Source organism: Methylobacterium platani, from assembly GCF_001653715.1.
In the GTDB taxonomy this organism is placed as follows: domain Bacteria; phylum Pseudomonadota; class Alphaproteobacteria; order Rhizobiales; family Beijerinckiaceae; genus Methylobacterium; species Methylobacterium platani.
Map to the genome: position 1 here is coordinate 1 of NZ_LWHQ01000146.1, position 2675 is coordinate 2675.

Sequence of the window (2675 nt, forward strand, 5' to 3'; positions counted from 1 at the left end):
CCTGAGGATCGGCCGGCCGCACTAGACGCAGATGCTGTCCGTTACGGTATGCCCCTGTGGACGGCCGGAATAACGAACGGTCCCTCGCAGTGCCGCGCCAACGATCCGCTTTGGGTAGTAAGCCGAAGTTCGGCGGCCCCGCGGCGAACGTCCTCTAATCGGCCCGAAGCAGACGGTGCTGGTCGTGATGTCCTACGGCGCGATGTCGCCGGAGCGGATCGCCGTCTGGACGGCCTGCGCAGTCGTCGTTACCCGAAGTCGTTGTCGGATGCGCCGCAGGTGGTTCTCAATCGTTCGCTCCGAGAGGCCAAGCGTACTCGCAATGTCGGCCGTGCGACGCCCGGCCCCCACCCACCGCAGGATTTCCCGCTCGCGTGCCGAGAGTTGCGACGCACGGGTCGGCACATGGTCCTCAACCAAGCGACGGGCGGCCTGGAACGCCACCGTACCAAGAAGTGCAAGGGTCATGCGGGTTTGAGCCGTAGCGTCGATCCGCTCGCCGCCGAAGCTGACCGCACCTTCGAGACCCGCGTGCCCGAACACGGGAACCTGGAGCCCGTGGATGCCCGAGCCCTGAGGGACGCTGACGACGCGGTAGCGCGCGCCCTGCTCGGTGTAAGTCTTGGTCCAGAAGAACGGCTGATCGGTGTCGAGGACGTGCCGCGTGACCGGGCAGCGGCGGACGTAGGTGAGGGCATCAACCGCCTCCCCCGTCTCGAACCAGTCGCCCTCGACCCAGTAGATGCGCTCTACCAACTCGTCCTGCCGCGCTGTGATCGAGAACACCACGATCCGGTCGTAGCCGAGCGGCTGAGCGAGATCGTGGACCGCTTGCTGGATCGCAGCGAGATCACTACCCGCCTCAATGAGGCTGAGCGCGTCCCAAGGCTCAGTCATCGCTAACCTCAGTTCCGTGTATGACGGCGGGAGCGACGCCCCCGCCATCGGACGCATGGGGCTACTTCGCCCCGTACTCGGCTAGCAGCGCTTCGGCGGCCGCCTTGCCGAGATTGTTCGAGGCGAATGGGCTGTCGCCCGTAATGAGCTTGCGGTCCTGGTGGACGGTACCCTTGATGTCAGTGTTGACGATCTCCAAGCCATCCGCGCGCAGGCGTTCGCCGATGAACCATGGCATAGCCCCCGGCATGTAGCCCAGCTCTGGGGTCTTGGCATCAATGGCGTCGGGGAACGAGCAGATCTTGTAGCCCTTGAACGGGTTCTCCTCCTCGCCAATTTTGGCCGAGAGTAGCGCTGCCGGGCCGTGACACAGTGAGATGATGTGCTTGTCCGCCCGCAAGGCCCAGTCGAGCGCTTTCTTTACGTCGGTGCTGAACGGCACGCCATTGAGCGCGCCGTGACCGCCGGGGATGAAGACGGCGACGTAGGCGCTGTCCGGCCCAAGAGCGTTTGCCACCACGTCGGCGAGCTTGAGCGGGCTTTTCAGTTGCGGCTTGTATTTCTCGTAGATGCTGGCTACCGCGGCGTCGTCCTTGGGGTAGGCCCAGAGTTCGAGCTTGGCGGGCTCGCCGGAGATCGTGGCGATATCGAAAGCGAACCCTGCCTTGTCGAGGTGGTACATGGGCAACAGCATCTCTACCGGGTGGTTGCCGGTGGAGAAGAAGGTGCCGTTCTGCATGAGCAGGTAGCGCTCGTCCGTGGCGATCATCAGGATTTTGTGCTGCCCGCCCGTATAGGCGTTCGGGTAGCTCGCCCCATCAAGACCGGACTTGCCGGAGGTGAACTGACCGAGCGAGTAGGCAGAGGGGAAAAACGCATTGTCCTCCGCCACGTCCGGGGTCGGTTGCTTGCTTAGGTCATCGCTGCTGGCCATGCGCTCCTCCTTCGTTGGATGAAGACCAACCTACGCGCGGAATGGCGCGGCACGAATGAGGGAAATCCCCCAACCAGGGCGATAGGAAAGTAGCGGAGTTCCCGGCTCTCGCGTCTGCTTTCAGGTCGCTCCGGCGATTGCACCATCCACGATTGATAGTCCGAGAAGGGTGGAGAGCGGGCTTTGATGCCTCTGCCGAAACCAGACGTTCCCCTATCGATCCGATGCCGTCGCCAAGTGCCGTTTTACCCGCACGTGTCGGCGGTGGTTGACCCGCGCGCGTGAAGCTGCGTGTCAAAGCTTCGAGCAAACTCGGCGAGGCTGACCGCACCAAGCCGCGCAACCAACAACGCCTCGGCCTCGCGCATTGTATCCTCCAGCGCCTCGTTGACGGCCTTCTCGACGGCGCAATCAGGGTTCGGATGATCGCTGCCGATCGCGAAGATCCGCGGACCACCAACCGCGCGATGGATGTCCAGAAGCGATACTTCGGCCAAGTTCGCGGCGATGGTCCATCCGCCACCGTGTCCCTTCTCCGATTTCACGTAGCCCGCTTCTCGGAGCCCCGCCATCGTGCGGCGGACGACCACGGGGTTCGTTCCGAGCATCCGCCCAATCGCCTCGGACGTCATCGGTCCGTCATAGCGGGCCATGTGGAGAAGAACGTGGAGCGTTCGTGAGAGGCGGCTATCGGTACGCACGCCGCACTCCTCCACGCTCCGGCTGAGATTGTCAACCATCGATCGTTACGCTACTTACGAAGTTACATGAAACAGGAGCGTCGGCGATGCGAGAGTTCGAGAACCCCGATCGGTGGGACAAGGTTGCTCAGCACTATGAGAAG

The 2675-nt window shown here is 63.3% G+C and carries 3 protein-coding genes; all 3 read right to left on the reverse strand.

Translation table 11 applies throughout. The features are described from left to right. Nucleotides 1-192 precede the first annotated feature (192 nt). Nucleotides 193-897 (reverse strand): PA1136 family autoinducer-binding transcriptional regulator, encoded by a 705-nt coding sequence (locus A5481_RS32000; RefSeq protein WP_048437449.1) that lies wholly within the window; start codon nucleotides 895-897, stop codon nucleotides 193-195. 61 nt (nucleotides 898-958) lie between these two features. Further along, a complete protein-coding gene (hchA, locus tag A5481_RS32005; RefSeq protein ID WP_048437446.1) occupies nucleotides 959-1831 on the reverse strand; it encodes a glyoxalase III HchA in 873 nt (290 codons plus the stop codon). Nucleotides 1832-2076: 245 nt separating this feature from the next. Beyond that, nucleotides 2077-2532 (reverse strand): Rrf2 family transcriptional regulator, encoded by a 456-nt coding sequence (locus tag A5481_RS32010; protein ID WP_064504525.1) that lies wholly within the window; start codon nucleotides 2530-2532, stop codon nucleotides 2077-2079. Nucleotides 2533-2675 lie beyond the last annotated feature (143 nt).